This window comes from Urechidicola vernalis, assembly GCF_031846385.1.
Classification (GTDB): Bacteria; Bacteroidota; Bacteroidia; order Flavobacteriales; family Flavobacteriaceae; genus Urechidicola; species Urechidicola vernalis.
The window spans coordinates 1,107,073-1,127,467 of the sequence record NZ_JAVRHV010000001.1 but is presented as its reverse complement, the minus strand read 5'-3'; the positions used below and the strand labels follow the sequence as shown (position 1 = coordinate 1,127,467).

Below are 20,395 nucleotides of genomic sequence, written 5' to 3'. Positions count from 1 at the left end.
ATAATGACTTTGCGATTAAAATATATTTTATTAGTTGTTTTGTCTGGAATTCTTATGTTTTCTTGTATCGAAAAACAAGAAAGTAATACTGATCATTCTAATAAGGAAGAGCGAAAAAAAGTAGTATATCAAGTCTTTACAAGACTTTTTGGAAATACAAATACAACCAACAAACCTTGGGGAACTATCGAGGAAAATGGTGTTGGAAAATTCAATGATTTTACCGAGAAGGCTTTAAAAGAAATAAAAGATTTAGGAGTTACTCATATCTGGTATACCGGCGTTCCGCATCACGCAACCATTACTGATTATTCAGATTATGGTATTTCTAATGATGATCCCGATGTGGTAAAAGGCCGAGCAGGATCTCCTTATGCAGTAAAAGATTATTACAATGTAAATCCGGATTTATCCGAAAACCCAGAGCATAGACTAGAAGAGTTTAAGGCCTTGGTTAAACGGACTCATGAGGCGGGACTTAAAGTAATTATAGATATCGTACCAAATCATGTTGCTAGAAAATATGAAGGCAAATCAAGCCCAAAGGGAATAGAGCCTTTCGGAGCATCAGATAATTCCTCTTTAGAATATGCAAAACATAATAATTTCTATTATATCCAGAGCAAATCCTTTAAAGTTCCAGTTTGGGAAAATGAGTATAAGCCTTTAGGGGGTGATACGCATGTATTAGTTGATCGTAAATTTGAAGAGTCTCCGGCAAAATGGACCGGAAATGGTTCGAGATTGGCGCAGCCAAGTTTTTATGATTGGTATGAAACTGTAAAAGTGAATTATGGAGTAAAACAGGATGGCACAAAAGATTTTGAAGGATTACCATTAGATTCTGAAAAAATGAAGTATCAAGATTTTGTTAAGTTTTGGTCAGATAAAGATATTCCAAAATCATGGATTCAGTTCAAAGATATTGCTATGTTTTGGTTAGAAATGGGCGTTGATGGGTTTAGATATGATATGGCGGAAATGGTTCCTGTTGAGTTTTGGAACTATATGAATTCAACTATTAAATCTAAATATTCCGAGGCTTTTTTGCTCGCAGAGGTGTATAATCCTAGTTTATATAGAGATTATATTTTTAAAGGAAAAATGGACTATTTGTATGATAAAGTTGCTTTGTATGATACTATTAAAAATATTATGCAAGGTCGCGGATCGACTGACAATCTTTCAAAAATTCAAGAAGATTTGAATGATATAGAACATCATATGCTGCACTTTTTAGAAAATCATGATGAACAGCGGGTTGCAAGTCCTGAATTTGCGGGAAATGCAGAAAAAGGGAAACCCGCAATGGTTGTGTCAGCAACCATAAGCACGTCTCCTACACTCATTTATTTTGGTCAAGAAGTAGGGGAGCCAGGTGTAGAAAATGCTGGGTTTGGTTCGGCTAGTAGGACATCAATTTTCGATTATATTGGAGTACCTCATCATCAGCGTTGGATGAATGACAAAAAATTTGATGGAGGGCAATCATCCTCTAAAGAAATGGAATTGAGAGAATTTTATAAACGTCTTTTAAGTTTTACCGTAACGAGTGAAGCCTTAATGGGTGGATATAAAGAAATTCATCATTATAATAGAAAAAAAACAGTTGGTTACAACGATCAATTATTTTCTTTTGTTCGTTGGTCAAAAAATGAAAAATTAATTATCATTTCGAATTTTGATGATGCGAATATGTATGATTTAGAATTTAAAATCCCATCAAGCATTCTTCAAAAGTGGAAGTTAACCGATAAGGAGTATCAACTGTTAGACCAACTAAATAATCAAAAACCTTATAGTATGTTTTATAAGGAACAAGAAGGGACTATTAAATTGACGTTGGAACCATTACAGTCATTAATTCTAAAATTGAATTAGATTTTTTTCATTTAGTCTTTAAAATTACGTTGTAAGTCGAAATTATTTTCGTTGTGAATTGCTTTAATTTTATTTTGTTTAATGAAATTAAGTTCGATTGTGTTTAAATATAATTTGAGGCGCTGTTTTTTAAAGAGTGTGTAATCTCGAAATCGATTTAGTGAAAATACTTGAAAATTATAGGAATCTAAAGGCTTAAAGATTAAATTTGCAATTGTAATATTTATATGAAAAATACAATTAAAAAAATAGCAGTTTTAACATCGGGAGGAGACGCTCCAGGGATGAATGCAGCCATAAGATCAGTAGTTAGAGCTTGCGCATATCATAAAATAGAATGTGTTGGAGTTTATCGTGGGTACGAAGGATTGATGGAAGGTGATTTTAAACAAATGAATGCTCGAAGTGTAAAAGGTATTATTAATAAAGGAGGGACCATTTTAAAATCTGCAAGATCTTTAGAATTTAAAACAAAAGAAGGAAGACAATTGGCATTTGAAAATCTTCAAAAGGAAGGTATAGATGGGCTAGTTGTTATTGGAGGTGATGGAACTTTTACTGGAGCAATGATATTCAATCAAGAATTCAATTTTCCTGTAATGGGAATTCCGGGAACCATAGATAATGATATTTTCGGGACTTCACATACCTTAGGATTTGATACGGCATTAAATACAGTGGTCGATGCAATTGATAAGATTAGAGATACAGCAAGTTCTCATAACAGATTATTCTTTGTTGAAGTAATGGGCAGGGACGTTGGTCATATTGCCTTAAACGTTGGAATTGCCGGTGGAGCCGAAGAGATTTTAATTCCTGAAGAAGATTTAGGATTGGACAGATTAGTAGAGTCTTTAAATAGAAGTAAAAAGTCTGGTAAGTCTTCAAGTATTGTTGTAGTGGCAGAAGGAGATAAAATTGGTAAGAATATTTTTGAATTGAAAGACTATGTAGATGAGAATATGGAAGGATACGATGTTCGTGTTTCTGTATTGGGTCATATGCAACGTGGTGGAGCACCATCATGTTTTGATAGGGTGTTGGCGAGTAGAATGGGAGTAAAGGCAGTGGAGTCTTTAATAGAAGGTCAAACTAATTATATGGTTGGGCTGTTGAATAATAAAATAGAATTAACACCTTTAGACAATGCGATTAAAGGTAAATCAAAAATAAATTTAGAATTATTGCGTGTGTCAGATATCATGAGCACCTAAACATTAATAAAAAAGATTATGTCGAAAACAAAAATTGGAATTAACGGATTTGGTAGAATAGGAAGAATTGCTTTTAGAGTAGCAATGTCGAAACCAGAAGAGGTAGAAGTTGTTGGAATTAACGATTTATTAGATGTAGAGCATTTAGCATATTTGTTAAAGTATGATTCTGTTCACGGTCAGTTTAATGGTACAATCGGAGTGAATAACGGAAATCTAGTAGTAAATGGTAATGAGATTAGAATTACTGCTGAAAGAAATCCACAAGATTTAAAATGGGATGCAGTAGGAGCAGATGTAGTTTTAGACTGTACAGGTATTTTTACAACATTAGATAAGGCTCAAGCGCATATTGATGCAGGAGCAAAGAAAGTTGTTATTTCTGCACCATCTGCAGATGCACCGATGTTTGTAATGGGAGTTAACCATAAAAATGCAAAAGCGACGGATACTATTGTTTCAAATGCGTCTTGTACAACAAACTGTTTAGCACCTATTGCTAAAGTATTAAATGATAAGTTTGGTATTGCAGAAGGATTAATGACAACTGTGCATGCTGCAACAGCTACACAATTTACAGTAGACGGTCCATCAAGAAAGGATTATAGATTAGGAAGAGCCTCTTTAAACAATATCGTACCAGCTTCTACAGGAGCAGCAAAAGCGGTTGGAAAAGTAATTCCTGAATTAAACGGAAAATTAACTGGAATGGCATTTAGAGTACCAACAGTTGATGTGTCTGTTGTGGATTTAACGTGTAGATTAGAAAAAGGAGCATCTTTTGATGAGGTAAAAGCGGCAATTAAGGAAGCATCTGAAAATGAATTAAAAGGTGTTTTAGGATATACGGATGAAGGAGTTGTTTCTCAAGATTTTGTTTCTGAGCCTAGAACAAGTGTTTTTGATGCAAATGCAAGTATTGGATTGAATGATAATTTCGTAAAAATTGTATCTTGGTACGATAACGAATTTGGATATTCAACAAAAATAATTGAATTAGCATTGCACGTAAATTCATTATAAGCACAACATATTTTAACTACTTTACTTCTTATTTATGATTTTAATAGCTGATGGCGGTTCTACAAAAGTAGATTGGATTGTATTAGACAATTCGGGAGAGGTTGAAATGAAAACGCGAACATTGGGGTTAAATCCCGCAGTTCTAAGTGTTCAGTCCCTTATTGAGCGAATTACCGACAATGAAGATCTTAAAGAATACGCAGATAAGGTCACAAATATCTATTTCTATGGAGCGGGTTGCGGAACACCGAAACCAACCTTAGCCCTAAAGAAGGTATTTGAAGATTATTTTGTAAATGCTAAAGCTGTTGTAAAGGAAGATACATATGCGGCAACATATGCAGCAACTACAGAGCCTGGAATCATTTGTATTTTAGGAACTGGATCTAATAGTAGTTATTTTGATGGTTCAGATGTTCACACTACAGTTCCATCTTTAGGTTATACCTTAATGGATGAGGCTAGTGGAAATTATTTTGGAAAGAAATTGATTAGAGATTATTTCTACAAGAAAATGCCAGAACATCTACGTCAAGAGTTTGCAAATAAATTCGATTTAAACGCAGATTCAGTAAAGGAGAATATATATAAAAAGGAGAACCCTAATGCGTATTTGGCGCGTTTTGCGGAATTCATTTTTAGAAATGAACGAAATGATTATTTTAATTCAGTTCTTAAAAAAGGAATGAAAGATTTCTTTAAAAACAGAATTAAAACATATGATAATCATCAAGAAGTTCCCGTGCATTTTGTAGGTTCGATCGCTTACTTTTCTTCAGACATTATTTATAAAATGGCAAAAAAATACAATGTTACTATAGGTAATATTGTACGAAGACCAATAGACGGTTTGATAGAATACCATCAAAACCTTTTAGAGAAAGTCTAAAACCCGTTCTAATGCCATACCACGTGATCCTTTTATTAAGATAGTGGAATGTTTAAAAGTGCTAAAATCTATATTATTAATAAACTCAGAAAAGCTTTCAAAATTGGAAGCTTTTCTTGTTTTTATACTTGAAAAGTTTTCTCCAACTAAAAATATTTTTTCAAAATTTAAATTTTCTGCCAATTCTGATATAGTTTGATGTTCTTCATTACTCGTTGTTCCGAGTTCAAACATATCGCCGAGGATTACAATTTTAGGTTGTTCTTTAAGCGTATTGAAATTTTCAAGTGCCACTCTCATACTACTCGGGTTAGCATTGTACGCATCGAGAATTATCTTATTCGATTTCTTTTTTATTATTTGTGACCTATTGTTAGTTGGGATATATGTTTCTAAAGCCTCCTTAATTTGATTTTTATTCACTTTAAAATAATTTCCAATAGTAATTGCTAACGCGATATTATTGAAATTATAATCACCGATGAGATTACTTTGGATTTGAAGATCTTCAAAAGAAACTTTTACAAATGGTTGAGAATTGACTAACTGTATAGAAGAATCAATACCTATTTGATTTAATCCTTTGGCTTGTTTTATTTGAATTGGGTCATGTTGGTTAACGAAGACGATCCCTTTTGAATCCTTGATATAATTATATAATTCACTTTTCCCTTTAATTACACCTTCAAGTCCGCCAAACCCTTCCAAATGTGCTTTTCCAAAATTAGTAATTAGACCGTAGTTTGGTTGAGCAATATCAGATAATAATTCAATTTCTTTCAAGTGGTTTGCACCCATTTCTACAATTCCTATTTCCGTCTCATCGTTCATGGATAACAACGTAAGAGGGACACCGATATGATTATTTAAATTTCCAACAGTTGCTGTGCAATTATATTTTTTATGCAATACAGCATGCATTAATTCTTTGGTTGTCGTTTTGCCATTACTACCAGTTAATCCGATAATAGGTATTGAAAGATAGTTTCGATGATATGTTGCAAGTTGTTGCAATGTTTTTAGTACATCTGTAACATTAATTATATGCTCATTATTTGTATTCAGATCTTCATCAACAATGGCATATTTTGCACCATTTTTTAATGCTTTTAGAGCAAAGAAGTTTCCATTAAAGTTCTCCCCTTTTAATGCAAAGAAAATAGAATTCTCACGAATTTTTCGCGTGTCTGTATCAACAGTTGGATGTTTTAAAAAAAGAGAGTGGAGTTTATTTATAGTCATATTGTAAAAATAAAAAACCTCGTTGATAAAACGAGGTCTTTAGAAATATTTTGAACGATGTTTTATCTTACAACATCAGAATTAAATCGTTTTCTTCGTTTTGGGGTCATTGGTCCTAAACGGTCTACTGCACATCTAAATCCAATATAACTTGTAGCCATAAATTCGGGTAAATGTCTTCTTTGAGCAGGATCCAACCAGTATTCTCTATCTTGCCAAGAGCCTCCCTTGTAAACTCGTGATTGATCGCTAATCATAGTAGTTCTATTCTCCTCATCATATTGTTGAATCATTAAACCCTTTTCACCAATTTCTCTAGGAGTAACAGGCGAGTTATACATTCTTGGTTTTGTGTCTAACTCATCTTCATCCTTTTCAAAATGTTTTGTAGAAGCTAATTCACCATCTCTAGCATTAATATTATATCCTTGATTATAGTTAGGACGCATATAAGCATCTTCCTTCGTTATAGTCTCCGTTTTAATCGTGCCAGGTAAATACTTTGCAACAATTTTTCCATTGTCTAAAGTATCATACTCCATATTATTATAATCCGCAACAACAACTTTACCTTCGCTATCAATCATTTGTTTGCTGAAAACATTTCCACGGAAATAATTAAAGTCATTTGCCTCGTTGTCAATAATTGGACGATATACATCATTTACCCATTCTGCTACGTTTCCAGACATGTCATATAATCCATATGCATTAGGAGGATATTGTTTAATTGCCATAGTAATATCTGCTCCATCACTACTCCAACCCGGCACACCAGAATAATCTCCACGTCCTTGTTTGTAATTTCCTAGTTGATCACCGGCACTTCTTCTATCCTTGTTACGTGTATATTTTCCGTTCCAAGAATATTTTTTACGGCCTCTAATATTATTGTATTCTCTGTTTTCAACGTCGGCTTTTGCAGCAAACTCCCATTCAGCTTCAGTCGGAAGTCTAAACCCTGGAATAGTCAATCCATCTTCCATTTTTACGTGACGTCCAGAAAATTCTTCTCTTGAACCTCTACCTTTAGATTTCTTATACTCAGGCAAGCCTTTATCATAAATAGTCGAATCTCCTTCAAATAATAAATAAGGATTTTCGAAATAAACATCAGTATCAAATCTGTTTTTACCAGCAACAGATAAAGAATCATCTTCATAGATGTTTTTAAGAACACCTTTCTCAATCAAAATACGCTCATTGGCGACTTCAGTTCTCCATTTACAGTAGTTAGAAGCTTGAATCCAACTAACACCAACTACCGGATAGTCCTGAAAAGATGGATGTCTTAAATATGTTTTTGTTAGTAATTCATTAAAGCCTAATGCATCTCTCCAAACTAAGGTGTCTGGTAATGCTGCTTTATATATATGGTTGTAATTCTCGTCTGATGATGGGAAAACTTGAGCTAACCATTCTAAATAAAACTTATATTCTGTATTTGTTACTTCTGTTTCATCCATATAAAAAGAACGAACTTGTTGTTTCACTGGAGTCGTATTCCAATCGAAAACTACATCGTCTTGAACGCTTCCCATTGTAAATGCTCCGCCTTCAATAAGAACCATTCCTGGAGGGGTTAATTGACCTTTGTAATTATTGTCTGGGGCAAAACCAGCATTTGCTTTATCTTTAGAAGACCACCCAGTAAGGGAAGAAACACTTCTTGGATTTCTGTTATGACAACTTATTAAGGAAATAGCGATAACAGCAATCAAAAGATATTTTGAATTAGCAATTATGTTTTTCATGTTCATTTCAACTTTAGGGTTTCTTTGAGCCAAATTTACATTAAATAAATATCCTCACAAGAAAATTTTAATTTTTATTGGGGCATTCGGTTAATTTTGCAAGTTTATAACGATTGTTTTATTTCTTTATTATGTATGAAGTTGTAATCTATTAAATTAACTGATTATATAGGGCGTTTAGAATATGAGTTTTTATGATTCTAATGAAGTAAATTGTTTTCCTATTTTATTGAATAGATTGGTGACAATGATTAAACAGGATATGATATTTATTCAGAAGGAAAATTTGAATTTTGGCTTAGAGAATTAGAATCAGAAATGTAGGCGTAGGAACCATATGCATGGAACACATACAATAACTCAGCTTGTGCAACGTTATCATTTATTGTAGTAAATGATTCTGGAATAATTTTGGATCATGATTTGGATTGTTCAAATTCGTTTGTAAACTACACGGCATTTTGATTAAATAATAATAAGCAAAATGAAGCATTAGAGGTGGCGGTTCAGATTTTTATTATCAGTTATTTTAGTGTAAACTATAAATGAAAACTGACAATCTACAGATAGTTTGTCCTGAGAAATTGTTCGGAATAGTTTAGATGATTTAGGAGATAAAATTAGAAAATGAGAATATGCATATAAATTAAATGTTAAGAGTGAGCTGTCTAATGTGAAGTCAGAAAAATATGAGAAGTTAGTAATACTTCAATAAAAAATTAGATATTTGTCAACCCAATAATCAATTTAGTCCATGAAAAAACTTGGAATTTCTTTAATGGCAATCTTTTTTGCTATTCCAATTATTAAGGCACAAGAAGAGCCAAATCCTATTACAACGGCAGCCCCATTTTTATTAATTGTTCCAGATGCGAGAGCAGGAGGAATGGGAGATGTAGGAGTTGCAACTAGTGCAGATGCTAATTCACAGCATCACAACCCGGCTCAATATGCATTTTTAAATTCTCAATTTGCATTGGGTGTAAATTATACGCCTTGGATGCGTGAATTGGTAAATGATGTTTTTTTGGGAGGGGTTTCATTTGGAAATAGAATAAATGATAGAAGTGCATGGGCGGCAAGTATGAAATATTTTACGTTTGGTGAAATTCAATTAACTGATGGTTCAGGAAACCCAATTGGAGTTGAAAAACCAAATGAGTTTTCTCTTGATGGTACCTATGCTATAAAATTAAGTGAGTATTTTTCAATGGGTGTAACTATGCGTTATATCAGATCGGATTTTGCTTTAAAATCTACCGATGATTTATTAAATACAGTAAATACCTTTGCAGTCGATATCTCGGGTTATTATCAGGGTGAAGAAGTAAATTATGGAGGTTTTAATGGCCGTTGGAGGGCTGGGTTTAATATTGCAAATATCGGCCCTAAGGTTACTTATTCTGATGGAGGAAAAGAAAATTTTATTCCTACCAATTTGAAATTAGGCGGTGGATTTGATTTTATTTTAGATGATTATAACAAGATCTCTGCAACTGCAGAAGTTACTAAATTACTAGTTCCAACTCCTCCTATAAGAGATGAAAACGGAGATGTGATTGAGGGAAAAGAAGATGATGTGCCATTCTTTACTGGAATGTTTCAATCATTTGCTGATGCTCCAGATGGGTTTAGTGAAGAAATGGCGGAGTTCACTTGGGCTTTGGGGGCAGAGTATGTTTATAACAATGCATTTGCACTTAGAACGGGATACTTTCACGAAAGTGATTTAAAAGGAGCGCGTCAATATTTTACAGTAGGTACTGGATTTAAATTTAAAAGTACAAAATTAGATATCTCGTATTTGTTTAATGCCTCTGACGTTAACAATCCATTAGAGAACACATTTAGATTTTCTCTTGCATTTGACTTCGGAGATTTATATGAAGATTATTAAATAATAACTTTGTATATTATTGCATGAAAAAAATTGAAATAACGACACCAATTACACTTTATGATTCTGTCGAAGAGCTTCCGTTAGATGTTCAAGATTTAATGATGGAAGCTGTAAAAATAAGGGATACCGCTTATGCACCTTATTCTAAGTTTCATGTTGGCACCGCTTTTTTGTTAGAAAATGGAGAAATTATAACCGGGAATAATCAAGAAAATGCTGCCTATCCTTCGGGCATGTGTGCAGAACGTGTTGCTGTTTGGCAAGCAGGTTCGCAATTTCCTGGAGTTAAGATAAAAACCATTGTAATTACTGCAAGTTCAAAAAACAAGCCTGTAAAAGAACCTATTGCTCCTTGCGGAGGATGCCGTCAGGCACTATCAGAATATGAGATTAAGCAAAAAGAAAATATTGCTATTTATTTTATGGGTGAAACAGGAAATGTAATAAAAACAGAATCACTTCATGATTTACTACCTTTAGCATTTGACAAATCGTTTTTATAGAGTAATTAGTCGTCTACGCGCGCTATTGAAAGGGTAGCTTTTGCTCCAGTAGCTAGATTCCACTCGTTTGAAGAGATTACCTCACCATTATCTCCAAAAACCATAAAAGCCGCTGTATTTGGTCCCGACGAACCTTGATTTTCCGCCTTAAATGAGATAACATTCAACCCTTTTTTAAGCGGTAGTTTAAACTGTTTAAATGAAGTTGTAAGGGTAATGTCTCTAATTATCGGTTCATTGTTTAAGTAAATTGTTACAATATCTCCATCAGGGTATTGAAAATCTCGGCAAACGATTGTGGCTGAATCAGAAGTACTGCTAAAACCACCAAGGTATTGGTCAATTTTAGCATATTGTCTATTGATTTCCGCAATTTCTTTTTTTAATTTTTCCTCATGTACTTTTTGAGGGTCAATTATCCCTTTGTCATTTAGTGTTTTTCTCGCTTCTGCGTCCAAAATACTCTGTAGCACAAGGTCAACAGGTGTTTGGTATTTCTCATCTTTAGCCTTCATTCCATAGAAATCTTCATTTGGTTTAGGTACCACAATATTAGGAGCTACTTCAAATGTGGACGATTTAGGTTTTATCTCCTGTCCAAAAGATTTTGAATAGAAAAGAAATGAAGCAAAACAGAAAAAAGTGATTTTAAAAAGCGTACCATTCATAATTATGATTCTCACTGCAAAAATAAGTTTTAATTGTTTTAGAAGTGTTAAGGAAATGAGAAAACTGGAACTAGTTCTTTTTCCAAAAATATGGAGTAAGTAATATTAAAACTGTAAAGAGTTCCAATCTACCTATAAGCATAAGAAAAGAGGAAAACCATTTGGCTGCTATAGATAAATGAGCGAAATTATCTACAGGACTAACACTGCCCAATGCTGGTCCTATATTGCCCAAAGAAGACGCGGTTACTCCTATAGCTGAAATAAAATCTAACCCTAAAAAAGTAAACATTACTGATCCCAAAATAAAGATGAGCATATACAAAACAAAGAAAGAAAGGATATTAAAAATAATATTCTGATGAATTGCTTTTCCTCCATACCTAACAGGAATAATTGCGCTTGGATGCAAAAGTTTCTTAAATTCTAGAATACTACTTTTAATCATGGTAATATGTCTTACAATTTTTACACCACCACTGGTAGATCCTGCGGAGCCACCAATAAAGAAAAGAGAGAAAATAAACATTGTGGCAAAAGAATTCCACATAGTAAAGTCAGCACTTACAAACCCTGTAGTTGTAAAAATTGCTAATATTTGGAAGGAGGCGTGTCTAATAGCGCTTTCAAATTCTCCATATGGTTTTGGGTGGTTAATTGTTGTTTGTAATGTTGGGTCTTGAAAGTTAATAATGATAATAGTTAAAATTGCAATAAGCCATATGGAACCAAAAAAGTACCATTTAAATTCTTCATTGTTTAATACTCGGCGCCACTTTCCCTTAAACGCAAAGTAAGTGACTATAAAGTTAGTACCTGCAACAAACATAAAAAATGTGATGATATATTGAATCATTGGCATATGGTTCCAATGAGCAACACTAGCATTTTTGGTAGAGAAACCACCAGTACTTAGAGTAGACATGGCGTGGTTAATTGCGTCAAACCAAGTCATTCCAGCAACTTTTAATAAGAAAAATTCTGTAATTGTTAATGAAAAATAAATTAACCAAAGTCTTTTTGCAGTTTCAGTAATTCTGGGATGCATTTTATCCGCAGAAGGTCCTGGAGCTTCTGCCATAAATAATTGCATACCTCCAATTCCTAAGAGGGGTAAAATAGCAATTGTTAAAACAATAATTCCCATGCCACCAATCCAATGCGTTGCACTTCTCCAGAAGAGTATTCCCTTTGGCATGGCTTCAATATCTTGTAGGATAGATGAACCTGTAGTTGAATAACCAGACATCGTCTCAAAAAAGGCATCCGTAAAATTAGGAATAGCACCTGTAAGTAAATAAGGTAATGTACCTGTTAGAGATAGTATTAGCCAACCAAATGTAACAATAACATATCCTTCTTTCTTTTGAAGGTTTTTGGGAGCGTTCCTATTTGAGAACCACATTGAGAATCCTAATATTATTGTAAGAAAACCTGCCGAAAGCATTCCCCAATGAGCGGATTCTTCATAATACAAACTAAATGGGTAGGCCAAGAGCATGAATGCACCATTTAGCATTGCAGTAAGGCCCAAAAAACTAATTATAATTTGATAGTTGAATGATTTCATCAACAATTATTTAAAAAGTTTTTCAACGTCGGAAATTGCTTCTGGTAGACAGAATACCACAGCTTTATCACCAGGTAATATTTGAAAATATCCAAAGGTCATCATAGCAACACCATTTCTTATGACACCACCAAATACTGCGTTTCTAGAAAGTTTAATATCTTTAATTTTATCTTTAGTTACAATTGAGTTAGGGTTTACATTAAATTCAAGAACTTCCGCATCTACATGTTTTAAGTTCGCCAAAGCAAGAACTTCTCCCTCTCTAACATGCTTGAAAATTTCGCTAGCGGCCAATAACTTTTTGTTAATTAAAGTATCAATTCCAATCGTTTGAGAAATGTTGATATAATCCATGTTCTCTACCAAAGCAATTGTTTTTTTTACCCCTTTAGATTTAGCAACGAGACATGACATAATATTGGTTTCGGAATTTCCTGTAACCGCAATAAAAGCATCCATTTCTCTAATATTCTCCTCTTCAAGTAATTCGAGATCTCTTCCGTCTCCATTAATTACAAGTGTATTTTTTAAACGTTCGGCTAGGGTAAACGCCTTTTCTTTTTCTTTCTCAATAAGTTTAACTCTATATTTTTCTTGGCACAATTTTTTAGCTGACTTTGCACCGATTTTACTTCCTCCTAAAATCATTACATTTTTAACGGCAAATGCTTCTTTTCCGGCAAGAATATGTAATTTATTTATACTGGATTTTGGACAAGAGAAGTATACCTCATCATCAATATTAAATACAGTATCACCTCGAGGAATCATCGTTTGGGATTCATTTACTCTTTTTACTGCAATTGTTATAAATTCTATTTCGGGAAATTTGTTTTTTGCTTGTTGTACGGTAAGGTTTAAAATTGGGGCTCCTTGATTTAATGTCGTTCCAACCATATTTAATGCTCCATTTTCAAAAGAAATAGAATCATTAAAAGCGGACTGATTTAATAACATTGTTATTTCCTTAGCAGCCAATTCTTCTGGAGAAATTACAGAATCCAAACCTAAATCTTTAAAATTAATCTCAGTATTATGAATAAATTCAGGATTATTTAATCGTGCAATCGTTTTTTTTGCACCTAATTTTTTTCCAATTACTGCGATGGCGAAATTGGTGTTTTGAGAATCTGTGACCGCAATCAATAAATCAGTTTTATCAATAGCAATATCCTTTAGTGTCTGGATTGAAGTTGCATCTCCATTGGTTGTGATAACATCGAGATGAGAATCTAGGTAATTGAGTTTTTCGCTATCTACATCAATTACGAATATATCTTGAGACTCGTATGATAGCAGTTTTGCAAGGTGGAATCCAACGTCTCCGGCACCAGCAATTATGATTTTCATTTAAAACGGATTTAATACAAATATATAAAACTTATCTTTGATAAAAAAAGTGATATGAGTGAGGAGAATCATTCTTTTTCGATTAAGAATTGGAGCGAAGATGATAGGCCTAGAGAAAAGTTGATAGCCAAAGGTAAAGATGTTTTATCGGATGCTGAATTGGTTGCAATTTTGTTTGGTTCTGGAAGTAAAAATGAAAGTGCCGTTGATTTATCTAAACGTGTTCTGTCATCGGTTGGAAATAATTTGAATGCATTGGCAAAACTTGAGGTAGGAGATTTGTTGAAATTTAACGGGATTGGAGAAGCAAAGGCGGTTGCCATTATTACTGCATTGGAATTAGGAAGAAGAAGACGAAGTGAACTTGCAAGAGAACAGTATAAAGTGAGTTCTAGCAGATCGGTTTATGAATTAATGCAGCCGATATTAGGGGATTTGCATTACGAGGAATTTTGGGTCTTGTATCTAAATAATTCTAATAAGGTTTTAAGTAAAATGCAATTAAGTAAAGGGGGAATAACGGGAACACTAGTCGATTCAAGGTTGGTATTTCAAAAAGCCCTGGAACTAAAGGCAACTTCAATAATACTCAGCCACAATCATCCATCAGGGTCTTTAACCCCAAGTAGTGCCGATAAACAATTAACTCAAAAAATAAAGTTGGCTGGAGCAGCTTTGGATATCAAAGTATTAGATCATTTAATCATAACACAAAGTGACTATTTCAGTTTTGCCGATAATAATGAACTGTAATATTCAGTTTTAATTGTTTCAAAATTTTGTAGGTTTATACATTGTTTAATTAAGTAAAATTTAATTTATGAAGTTTAGATTGTTTTTATTTTTAATTAGTGCCTTTACAATTTTGTCTTGTTCTTCCAAAAAGGAAGAACCCAGTGTAGAGTTGAAGGGAGCGGAAGATGTAGTTGAGAAAATTGAGGAAAGCAAACCTTCAGTAACAAGAGATTTAGATGCCATTTTGAAAGATGGTAAATTAAAAGTTTCTACAACCTATAGCGGCACAAGTTACTTTTTGTACAAGGGGCAGCCAATGGGTTTTGAATATGAGTTGTTACAGCGTTTTGCAGAACATTTGGGGGTAGATTTTGAGATTGTGGTAGCGAATGATATTAATAATTTAATCTCTAATTTAAATACCGGGAGAGTTGATTTAATGGCACATGGGTTAACCATAACTAGAGAGCGTCAACGAATGGTTAGTTTTTCTGATTATATTTATTTGGCACATCAAGTGTTGGTTCAAAAGAAACCAGATAACTGGAGACAAATGAAGTTGCATGAAATTGAAAAAGACTTGCTTCAGGACGCCATTGAATTAGATGGTAAAAAGGTATCCGTTAGAGAGAAAACAGCATATAGTATGCGATTGAAACATTTGTCTAGAGAAATTGGAGGAAAGGTTATGATTGATACGTTGGATGGTACCCTTACTACAGATGAAATCATTAAAATGGTGGTAGATGGACAAATAAAATATACAGTGGCTGATAATAATATAGCAAGTATAGTAGCTTCATATTACCCAATTTTGGATGTAAGTACCCCAGTTAGTTTTTCACAACGTATTGGATGGGCAACAAGATTAAATTCTCCGGAACTATTAAAGGAATTAAACTCGTGGTTAACGGCGTTTAAGAAAGAGGTCGATTACTATGTAATATATGATAAGTATTTTGAAGATAAAAGAGATTTTAGGCGAAGAGTTAAGAGTGATTTTTATAGTGTCAATACAAATTCAATTAGTATTTATGATGACTTAATAAAATCAAAATCTGTTCATTTGGATTGGGATTGGCGTTTAGTGTCAGCTTTAATCTATCAAGAATCTCAGTTTGATATTAAGGCGAAATCTTGGGCAGGAGCTGGAGGTTTAATGCAAATGATGCCGGCAACAGCAAAAGAAATGGGTGTTTCGAATAGGTTTGACCCCATAGATAATATTACGGGAGGAACAAAATATTTACGAAAACTATGGGAGCGATTCGATTCTATTCCTGATCCAGAACAAAGAATAAAATTTACAATGGCCTCTTATAACTGCGGGTATGGTCATGTATTGGATGCCCAACGTATGGCTGATGAAAGAAACTTGGATAGACTTATGTGGGATGATAATGTAGAAGAAATGATTTTAGCGTTAAGTCTAAGAAAGAATTATACAAAACCCAACATAAGATATGGTTATGTTAGAGGGATGGAGCCGTTTACATATGTAGATCAGATTTTTGAAAGATATAATCATTATAAACAATTTATTAACGAATAGTATTGATTTTAGTTTATACCCATAAAGTCACTCCAAGGTTAAGTTATATTTTTAAACAGGTATTTGTTAGGATAATTCAGGTTCCTGTTGCGTTTACCATGGATATATCAGAGTTTATTGCACACAGTGGTCCCAAGTTTTCATATTCAAAAAAAGCACTAGGTAATGAAATTCATGTTAGAAGTCATGAATTGCTTTTTGAACAGGGAATAAATGATATTTCAATAAATATGTCTTCTTGGAAAGAGGTACCTTGTTTTTTTATGAATAATCCAAAAGGTTTAATGCCATTTGATCTATTTGCAGCAAGTTTTTATTTAATTAGTCGCTATGAAGAGTATTTACCGTATGTTCAAGATTCAAATGAACGATTTCCGGCAACAGAAAGTTTTGCGTTTAAAAAAGGATTTTTACAAAAGCCACTTGTTGATATTTGGACTTTTCAATTTAAAGAAATATTAGAAAATAAATTTCCCGACTTTAGTTTTAAAGAACGAGAGTTCGAAATTATATCAACTATAGATGTAGACAATGTATTTGCATATAAGCATAAGGGGTTTGTTCGTAATTTGGGAGGGTTTTTTAAAGATTTTTTTACATTAAAAATTGGAAGACTCATAGAAAGAACACTCGTTCTTCTACGGTTAAGAAATGATCCATTTGATACTTTCGATGAAATTATTTCTTTGTCGAAATCGAAAAGAATAAAGACGATATTTTTCTTTTTAATTGGAGATTATACAACGTATGATACAAATGTTTCTTCATCTAATAACGCATATAGGTCACTGATTAAATCTATGGCAGATTATGTAGAAGTTGGATTGCATCCATCCTATTATACGATGAAGAATTCCGATAAACTCAAAAAAGAGAAGAAGAGGTTAGAGCAAATTGTAAATCAGCCAATTCAAAAATCTCGACAACACTATTTACGAGTTAAATTACCAGAAACTTATCAAAACTTAATTGATTTAGATGTGGTAGAAGACTATTCAATGGGTTATGCAAAAGAAATGGGATTTAGAGCAAGTACTTGTACTCCGTTTTATTTTTACGATTTGGATTTTGAAATTCAGACGCCTCTTAAAATATTTCCATTTGCAATTATGGATGCAGCTTTAAATGACTATCAAGGGCATGTCCCTACCGTTGCGGCAGTAAAGATTCAAGAAATAAAAAATGAAGTGGAGAAAGTGAATGGAACATTTATAACTCTATTCCATAATGAGAGTTTAAGTGAAAATGAAAGATGGAAAGATTGGAAGAAAGTTTATGAATCCATTTTTGATTAGAACGAAATGGAAAATTTCTTTAAAAGAGAAGAACTTTATTCAGCGGAACAATATTTTTATAAAAAAAGTAAAATACCTATCATCATTAAAGTAATGCTATCAATAATCTAATGAAGTTCTCATTTATTCATTCTTGCAAGAAATTTTATTAAATGTAGAATAAATTCGATTTTACTACTTTAATAAGTTTTATTTTTATCAAATGAAACCAACACATATATTCTTCGACCTTGACCACACCTTGTGGGATTTTGACAAAAACTCTGCGCTAACTTTTAAAAAGATTTTTGAGTTGAATAGAATCCCTGTAAATGTGGAGAAATTTCTAAACTATTATCAAAACATTAATTTAAAATATTGGCGTTTGTATAGGGTAGATAAAGTGACTAAGGAGCAATTACGATACGGACGTCTTAAAGATACTTTTGAAATACTTAAAATTGATTTTAGCGATGATGTAATAAGTAAACTGTCAGAAGATTATATTACTTATTTATCAACTTTTAATCATTTATTCCATGGAACACATGAGTTACTAACGTACCTAAAAACAAAGTATACACTTCATATTATTACAAACGGATTTATTGAGGTTCAGAATAAGAAACTAGAGAACTCTGGGATTAGAAAATACTTCGATCAAATCATTACATCTGAACAAGTGGGAGTTAAAAAGCCAAACTCTAAAGTATTTAAATATGCACTTCAAAAAGCGGGGGCCATAAATACAGAAAGTTTTATGATTGGCGATAGTTGGGAAGCCGATATTATGGGTGCAAAAAATTATGGGTTGAATGTAATTTACTGTAATTTTGGGAATGAAACTGTAGGAGAATCCATACCTTCAGTTAAAAATTTATTAGAAATTAAGAACTTTTTATAGTTAAATGAAAAAGTATATTTTCATATTTTCAATTGTATTATTGTTTTCTGGTTGTGTCAGTGGTGTGGACTTTGATCAAATAGAAGATATTGAAGTTTATACAGATCATAATGTTTCATTAGTTTATTTCAAATTAGAAGCCAATGATTTTTTAGATGATTTGAATAATGAAACCTTATTATTATCTGATACTGTGAGCATTCCAGTTTTTGCTGGACCATATTCAGAGGATTATTTGATTCAAGCAGATTTTTTATTTAAAATTTCGAATACTTTTAATAGAAATATTACATTACAATATGAGTTTTTGGATGAGAATAGTAATTCATTATTTCTAGTAAATCCAATTAATACAACGCCTAATTCTGTCGATGAAGAATATGTGAGAATTATTTCCGAAGCGCAGGTTCCTAATGTAATTGCAACTGAAAAATTTGTGTTGAAAGTTCTAATGGAGAGTGGTGTTCCTTTAGACCCTAATTTGGGTCTATCGTTTAATGTAGAATCAGCAGTTCTATTACATTATAAAGTTACTGCCGAAGATGAATAAGTTAGTCTTAGGATTTATTTTTTTATTATCGATAAAGTTGTACAGTCAAGAATATCAAATATTATATGATTTTGACGAAATACCGCAAACTTTAATTCTTAACCCGGGTAGTAATTATAGTCACGATTATTTTATTGGAATTCCAATTTTATCCGGTATATCTTTAGATGGTGGAGTCACCGGTGTTACTGCCTATGACATATTTGCTGATGATGGAAGAGATGTTAATGATAAAATAAGAGATGTTATTTATGGATTAGATAATGACGACTCCTTTATTATAAACGAAAGGGTAGAGGTAATAAGCGGAGGTATCCGATTGAATGAAAATGATTTTTTGAGTTTTGGTTTATATGAAGAATTTGATATGGTTTTTTATTACCCTTCAGATGTAGCGAAACTTTTTTATGAAGGAACGACAATTTTGAATAAACAATATTCATTAGATGGGATTAATTTTAAGGCTGATATGCTCGGAGTCTTGCATGCGGGAATTTCCCATAAAGTAAATGAGAAATTTACAATAGGAGGTAGGCTTAAATTGTACTCATCTGTATTTAGCGCACAGACGAAAAACAATCGAGGCGAATTTTATACAACCCAAGGAGTTAATAATTATTTTCATCATCATTTGATAAATGTAGATGCCACTTTTCAAACTGCTGGATTAATATATGATGATAATTCCGATTTTGAACCGAAAGATTATGCTAAAAAAATTATAACATTTGAAAACCCTGGGTTTGGATTAGACATTGGATTTACACATAAAATTAATGATCAATTTCATATAACTGGGAGTATATTGGATATTGGATTTGTGAGAAACGAAAAAGATGTATCTTCTTATTATTTGAGGGGGGGGTATAATACTGAAGGGATAGAAATGCAATTTGATCCAGATGCGCCAAGTGATTATTGGGAAGAGCTGAAAGAGGATTTCGAAAATAAATTACCAATAGACACTTTGACAACAGGATATAATTCTTATAGACCGATTAAATTTAATGCATCTGCAAAGTATAGTTTTGGAAAGCCGTATTATGAAGATTGTTTTAAAAGTAATGCAAATGATCCTTATAGAAATGCAGTAGGAGGGCAGTTGTTCGTTGCTAATAGGCTTCTGCATGTACAATATGCTGCCACTATTTTTTATGAACGTCGCTTTGGAAGTGTTTTAAGGACTAAATTTACTTATACCTTTGATAACTATTCGTCTTCTAATATCGGAATCGGATTATCGACTAAGTTTGGGCCTGTTAATCTCTATTTAGCAGCAGATAACATACAATATCTAAGTAACCTTGCAAAAGCAAATAGTACGGCATTCCAATTGGGATTAAACATTATTATTGATAAAAATATTCCGTAGTTTTACAAAAA

At 32.8% G+C, this 20,395-nt stretch carries 17 protein-coding genes; 12 read left to right on the top strand and 5 right to left on the bottom strand.

Annotation, left to right across the window (positions count from 1 at the left end):
• Positions 1-3: 3 nt before the first annotated feature.
• The 4 genes from RM519_RS05060 (at position 4) to RM519_RS05045 (ending at position 5,007) form a co-directional block, all read left to right on the top strand.
• Complete coding sequence (locus tag RM519_RS05060; protein WP_432280176.1) at positions 4-1,881, top strand: alpha-amylase family glycosyl hydrolase; 1,878 nt, start codon at positions 4-6, stop codon at positions 1,879-1,881.
• A 227-nt stretch (positions 1,882-2,108) separates the two neighbouring features.
• Positions 2,109-3,095 (top strand): 6-phosphofructokinase, encoded by a 987-nt coding sequence (gene pfkA / locus RM519_RS05055; RefSeq protein WP_311592488.1) that lies wholly within the window; start codon positions 2,109-2,111, stop codon positions 3,093-3,095.
• A gap of 18 nt (positions 3,096-3,113) precedes the next feature.
• Positions 3,114-4,118 (top strand): type I glyceraldehyde-3-phosphate dehydrogenase, encoded by a 1,005-nt coding sequence (gap, locus tag RM519_RS05050; protein WP_311592487.1) that lies wholly within the window; start codon positions 3,114-3,116, stop codon positions 4,116-4,118.
• 34 nt (positions 4,119-4,152) lie between these two features.
• Entirely contained in the window at positions 4,153-5,007 is an 855-nt protein-coding gene (locus tag RM519_RS05045) for a BadF/BadG/BcrA/BcrD ATPase family protein (RefSeq protein ID WP_311592486.1), read from the top strand.
• Here the strand turns inward: RM519_RS05045 and RM519_RS05040 are convergent.
• Both RM519_RS05040 and gldJ read right to left on the bottom strand, forming a co-directional pair.
• Positions 4,993-6,249 (bottom strand): UDP-N-acetylmuramoyl-tripeptide--D-alanyl-D-alanine ligase, encoded by a 1,257-nt coding sequence (locus RM519_RS05040; protein WP_311592485.1) that lies wholly within the window; start codon positions 6,247-6,249, stop codon positions 4,993-4,995. The genes RM519_RS05045 and RM519_RS05040 overlap by 15 nt on opposite strands.
• 62 nt (positions 6,250-6,311) lie before the next feature.
• On the bottom strand, positions 6,312-8,003 hold the full coding sequence (gene gldJ, locus RM519_RS05035) for a gliding motility lipoprotein GldJ (protein WP_311592484.1): 1,692 nt from the start codon (positions 8,001-8,003) through the stop codon (positions 6,312-6,314).
• Positions 8,004-8,757: 754 nt separating this feature from the next.
• Here gldJ and porV point away from each other — a divergent pair.
• Positions 8,758-9,900, top strand: coding sequence for a type IX secretion system outer membrane channel protein PorV (gene porV, locus RM519_RS05030; protein ID WP_311592483.1), 1,143 nt, complete (start codon positions 8,758-8,760; stop codon positions 9,898-9,900).
• A gap of 23 nt (positions 9,901-9,923) precedes the next feature.
• Complete coding sequence (cdd, locus tag RM519_RS05025) at positions 9,924-10,406, top strand: cytidine deaminase (RefSeq protein WP_311592481.1); 483 nt, start codon at positions 9,924-9,926, stop codon at positions 10,404-10,406.
• Positions 10,407-10,411: 5 nt separating this feature from the next.
• Here the strand turns inward: cdd and RM519_RS05020 are convergent, their stop codons facing one another.
• From RM519_RS05020 to trkA, 3 genes are read right to left on the bottom strand one after another with little or no spacing between them, the layout of a single operon-like run.
• On the bottom strand, positions 10,412-11,089 hold the full coding sequence (locus RM519_RS05020; RefSeq protein WP_311592480.1) for a hypothetical protein: 678 nt from the start codon (positions 11,087-11,089) through the stop codon (positions 10,412-10,414).
• A 55-nt stretch (positions 11,090-11,144) separates the two neighbouring features.
• Positions 11,145-12,644, bottom strand: coding sequence for a TrkH family potassium uptake protein (locus tag RM519_RS05015; protein ID WP_311592479.1), 1,500 nt, complete (start codon positions 12,642-12,644; stop codon positions 11,145-11,147).
• A gap of 6 nt (positions 12,645-12,650) precedes the next feature.
• Positions 12,651-13,997 (bottom strand): Trk system potassium transporter TrkA, encoded by a 1,347-nt coding sequence (gene trkA, locus RM519_RS05010; protein WP_311592478.1) that lies wholly within the window; start codon positions 13,995-13,997, stop codon positions 12,651-12,653.
• 54 nt (positions 13,998-14,051) lie between these two features.
• Between trkA and radC the strand changes: the two genes are divergently transcribed.
• The 6 genes from radC to RM519_RS04980 all read left to right on the top strand — a co-directional run bounded on the left by radC (position 14,052) and on the right by RM519_RS04980 (position 20,384).
• Positions 14,052-14,750, top strand: a complete 699-nt coding sequence (radC, locus tag RM519_RS05005; RefSeq protein WP_311592477.1) for a RadC family protein — start codon at positions 14,052-14,054, stop codon at positions 14,748-14,750.
• A 67-nt stretch (positions 14,751-14,817) separates the two neighbouring features.
• On the top strand, positions 14,818-16,284 hold the full coding sequence (locus RM519_RS05000; RefSeq protein WP_311592476.1) for an MltF family protein: 1,467 nt from the start codon (positions 14,818-14,820) through the stop codon (positions 16,282-16,284).
• Positions 16,285-16,286: 2 nt separating this feature from the next.
• Positions 16,287-17,579 (top strand): polysaccharide deacetylase family protein, encoded by a 1,293-nt coding sequence (locus tag RM519_RS04995; protein ID WP_489753983.1) that lies wholly within the window; start codon positions 16,287-16,289, stop codon positions 17,577-17,579.
• 202 nt (positions 17,580-17,781) lie between these two features.
• Positions 17,782-18,462 (top strand): YjjG family noncanonical pyrimidine nucleotidase, encoded by a 681-nt coding sequence (locus tag RM519_RS04990; protein WP_311592474.1) that lies wholly within the window; start codon positions 17,782-17,784, stop codon positions 18,460-18,462.
• A 4-nt stretch (positions 18,463-18,466) separates the two neighbouring features.
• On the top strand, positions 18,467-19,012 hold the full coding sequence (locus RM519_RS04985; protein ID WP_311592473.1) for a hypothetical protein: 546 nt from the start codon (positions 18,467-18,469) through the stop codon (positions 19,010-19,012).
• Positions 19,005-20,384, top strand: a complete 1,380-nt coding sequence (locus RM519_RS04980) for a DUF5723 family protein (protein WP_311592472.1) — start codon at positions 19,005-19,007, stop codon at positions 20,382-20,384. The genes RM519_RS04985 and RM519_RS04980 overlap by 8 nt, the downstream gene beginning before the upstream one ends.
• Positions 20,385-20,395 lie beyond the last annotated feature (11 nt).